At 72.8% G+C, this 4414-nt stretch carries 2 protein-coding genes; one reads left to right on the top strand and one right to left on the bottom strand.

Features of this window, described 5'->3' with window-relative positions; genetic code table 11:
- Window positions 1–3547, bottom strand: a 3547-nt coding sequence (gene hrpA / locus RWX45_RS10390; RefSeq protein WP_316023650.1) for an ATP-dependent RNA helicase HrpA, incomplete at its 3' end; no start/stop codon positions are given.
- A 92-nt stretch (window positions 3548–3639) separates the two neighbouring features.
- On the opposite strand from hrpA, the gene RWX45_RS10385 reads away from it, so the two are divergent.
- A partial coding sequence (locus RWX45_RS10385; RefSeq protein ID WP_316023649.1) for a PfkB family carbohydrate kinase occupies window positions 3640–4414 on the top strand: 775 nt, incomplete at its 3' end.

Here is a 4414-nt window from a genome sequence, read left to right as displayed (position 1 = left end):
GAGCCGGTGCCGCCGTGTTCCGGCCGCCGCGCTTGCCGCGCCCGCCGCCACGGCGGCGCGAACGGCTCTGGGAGCGCTGCGCATCGGCCATCGCCTGGGCGATAGCGCCGTGTACGGCGTCGCGCACGGCCGCCTCGGTACGCCCGGATTGGCGCCGTTGCAGGGCGACGAGGTCCTTGTCCCGGTCGAGCTCCTGCCCGGTGCCATCCAGCGCCACAAACGACATGCGCAGATGATCGGGTAGATGCTGGTCGACCTCCTCCCAGTCGGCCTCGGTGATGTCGACGTTGCGCAGCGCCATCACCACCTGGGTGAAGGCCTCCCGGAAGGAAGTCTCCGGAGCGGACGGCGGCGTGAGCCTCTCGGCCGGGGGCGCGTCGTCGGCCGCATCCGGGGCACCGGTGCGGTCGAGGCCCGCGGCCGCGGGGAAGCGGTCGACCAGGGCCTGCCACACCTGCGCCCCGACGTCGGGGGCCGGCACGAGCTGGCGGCGTACCCGCTTGGGCAGGGCGCGGATGGTCGCCACCACCAGCTCGGGGCGCAGCCCCGGCACCAGCCAGTCAAAGCCGTCCGGGCTAACCCGCCCCAGGACCTCAAGGGGAATGAGCACGCTCACGCCGTCGTCCGCAGCGCCCGGCTCGAATACGTAGTCCAGGCCGAGCGTGAGGTCGCCCTGCGCCCAGGAGTCCGGGTAGCCGACGGTGTCGTCGCCGCCCGGCAGCAGTAGCTCCCGGGTGAAGTCGAGCAGGTCGGGGCTGTGGCGGCGCTGCCGCTTCCACCAGGCGTCGAAGTCGTTGGCGCCGTAGATGTCGTCGGGGACGCGATCGTCGTAGAAGTCGAACAGGGCCTCGTCACTGGCCAACAGGCCGTGCTCGCGGCGGCGCTGCTCGACGTCGCCGAGTTCCTCCACCAGCTCGCGGTTGCGTTCCACAAAGTCGTGTCGGGCGTGCCAGCCGCCCTCGACCAACCCGGAGCGGATGAACATCTCCCGTGCCAGCTCGCGGGCGTCCGCCGTGCCCACGGAGGCGAGGTTGGCGGGCCGGTCGGCCACCAGCGTCATTCCGTACAGGAGGATCTTCTCGTGCACCATGGCGGCGCCGCGCCGCGTGGACCAATAGGGCTCCCCGTAGACCCGGTGGGTGAGTCCGGCGGCGGTGGCGGCCTGTTCGATCCAGCGGCCATCAACCTTGGCGACGGTGCGGGCGAACAGGCGGGAGGTCTCCACCAGCTCCGCCGTCATGACCCAGTCGTAGCTCTTGCGGCGCAGCCCGGAGCCGGGCCAGATGACGAAGTGACTGCCGCGGGCCCCGGCGTACTCGCGCCGCCGCTCGTCCCAACTGCCCACATTGGACAGCAGTCCCACCAGCAGGGAGCGGTGGATGGCGTCGGCGCTGGGGGTGTCTGCGCTGCGGCCGAGGGCGACGACGGCGGCCGCCACATCCCCGTTGGCGATGGTGGCCGCCTGCGTGCCCGGCTCCAGGCCGGCGGCGGCCGCGCGCACGGCGTTCGCGGTCGGCAGGTCCACGGGGGCGGCGGCGAGCCCCAGCGGGCGGGCGAGTTGCCGCAGCTGGTTGTACACGTCCTGCCACTCCCGCACCCGCAGGTAGTGGAGGAACTCGGCCCGGCACATGCGGCGGAAGGCCGAGCCGGACAGGTCGCGCTGCTGGGTGCGCAGGTAGCGCCACAGGTTGAGGTAGGTGAGGAAGTCGCTGGTCGGTTCGGCGAAGCGCCGGTGCAGGGCATCGGCCGCCTCCTGCTTCTCGGCGGGGCGCTCGCGCACATCCTGCATGGACAGGGCGGCCACAATGACCATGACCTCGCTCACGCAGCCGAGCTGGCCGGCCTCCAGCAGCATCCGGCCCAGACGGGGGTCGATGGGCAGCCGCGCCAGGCGTCGGCCGACGTCGGTCAGTCGGGGTCCGCCGACGCCGTCGTCTCCCCGACGCCGTCCCTTCCCGGAGACGCCGCTCGCCTCAATGGCACCGATCTCGGTGAGTAGTTGGACGCCGTCGCGCACGGCGCGCGAGTCGGGGGCGTCGAGGAAGGGGAAGTCCTGTACGGCGCCCAGGCCCAGGGCCGCCATTTGCAGGATGACCGAGGCCAGGGAGGTGCGCAGGATCTCCGGCTCGGTGTACTCCGGGCGTGAGTCGTAGTCGGCCTCGGAATACAGGCGGATGGCGATGCCGTCGGCCACGCGCCCGCAGCGGCCCGAGCGCTGGTTGGCGCTGGCGCGGCTGACCGGCTCAATCGGCAGGCGCTGGACCTTGGTGCGGTTGGAATAGCGGGAGATGCGCGCCAGCCCGGGATCGACGACGTAGCGGATGCCGGGCACCGTCAGGGAGGTCTCGGCGACGTTCGTGGCCAGCACGATGCGTCGGCACGTGTGCGCCTCGAAGACGCGGTGCTGCTCCGCCGATGACAGCCGCGAGAACAAGGGCACGATCTCGACCGCCCCGGGGGTGGCCGAGCGCCCGTGCGGGGTGTAGCGCGGGCCGAGGTGGTCGATGAGGGCGGACTCGGTGTCGCGGATGTCCCGCTCCCCGGCCAGGAAGACGAGGATGTCTCCGGGGCCTGCGGCCATGAGCTCGTCGACGGCGTCGAGAATCCCGGTGACCTGGTCGCGCTCCTCCTGCGCTGCGGAGTTTCGGGCAGAGGAACCGGAGGATCCGGCCGCGGTAGCGCCGGGGGACTCCCGGTCGGCGGGGCCCGTGGAGCCCGCGGCACCGGGGGCGTCATCGTCCGGGACCAGGGGCCGGTAGCGGATCTCCACCGGGTAGGTGCGCCCGGAGACCTCCACCACCGGTGCGGGCACGCGGAACGTCCGCCCCCGGTCGCCCGTCTCATCGCGGCCGAAGTGGGCGGCGAAGCGCGCCGAGTCGATGGTGGCGGAGGTGATGATGACCTTGAGGTCCGGGCGCTGGGGGAGGAGCCGGGCCAGGTAGCCGAGGATGAAGTCGATGTTGAGGCTGCGCTCGTGGGCCTCGTCAACGATGATCGTGTCGTAGCGGCGCAGCAGCGGGTCGGACTGGATCTCCGCCAGCAGGATGCCGTCGGTCATGAGCTTGACCAGCGTGCCCGGGCCGGTCTGTTCGGTGAAGCGCACCTGGTAGCCGACCACGCCGTCGGGCCCGATGGGGGTGTCCAACTCGTGGGCAATGCGCTCGGCCACCGAGCGGGCGGCGATGCGGCGCGGCTGGGTGTGCCCGATCATGCCGGTGACGCCGCGGCCGAGCTCCAAGCAGATCTTGGGCAGCTGCGTGGTCTTGCCCGAGCCGGTTTCCCCGGCGACGATGACGACCTGGTTGTCGCGGATTGCCGCGGCGATCTCCTCCCGCCGGGCGGAGACGGGCAGCTCCTCGGGGTAGGTGATATGCGGGACGGCGGCGCGGCGGGACGCCAGCTGTTCGTCGGTGAAGCCGCGCCATTCGCGGCGGCGGCCGGGGCGGCGCCGGGGCTTGTCCGTGTGGGCGCGACGGGAGCCGCGGGAGCGCCGACGAGAGTCGTCGCCGGGGTGGCCGGGGGCGGTCGGGTTCATCTCGCTGCTCATATAAGAGCCCATTGTCCCCTCACGCCGGTCCCAAGGCCATTCCATGTGCGGCAGGGATGTCGGGTTGGTCGGTTGCGGGGTTGAATGGGGGCGTGCGCAGTGAGGCGAGCCGACGGACGGGACAGGCATCGGGAACAGACGGCGGGCAGGTCGGGGAGACGGCCAGTGCCGCTGAGCCGGGCGGGTCTCCCTGCGGCCTGTTCGTGGGTCTGACGGTCGTTGACGTCATCCACCTCGTTGACGCTCCGCCCGGCTCGGACGAGAAGATCCGCGCCCGCGATCAGGTGGTTGCGGCCGGCGGCCCCGCCACCAATGCTGCCGTCGCCTTCGCCGCCCTGGGAGGCCGCGCTCTGCTGGCCGCTCCGGTGGGGACCGGGCCGCTGGCGCAGCTGGTGCGTGCGGACCTGGACGCCTGCGGCGTCGAACTGTTGGACTGCGCGGCGCCGATGGACGACGGCACCGCGTCGGGGCTGTCGGTGTCCTCATGCACCGTGAGTGCCGCGACCGGGGAACGCTCGGTCGTGTCCACAAACGCCTCCGGCCATGCCGACCCCGCCCTCTTACGAGCACTGGCCGCCGCCATCGCCGCCAGGCAGCGGCCGGCGCCCGACGTCGTCCTCGTGGACGGCCACTACCCCGACCTGGGCCGGGCCGCACTCGACCTGGCGCGGGCCGTGGGTGCACTGGCCATGATGGACGCCGGCTCCTGGAAGGACGATGCCGCCGACCTGCCGGGCCGCTGCGACGTCGTCGCCCCCTCCGCCCGCTTCTACCCGCCCGGCCGGACCGGGCCGCTGCGGGAGCCCGACGACGTCGCCGCCTGGCTGGTGCGGGCGGGTGCCGGCGCCGTGGTGCTCACCCGGGGGG

The sequence above is a fragment of the Actinomyces sp. MRS3W genome, assembly GCF_032465695.1.
Lineage (GTDB): Bacteria > Actinomycetota > Actinomycetes > Actinomycetales > Actinomycetaceae > Actinomyces.
This window is presented reverse-complemented; position numbering and strand designations above follow the sequence as displayed.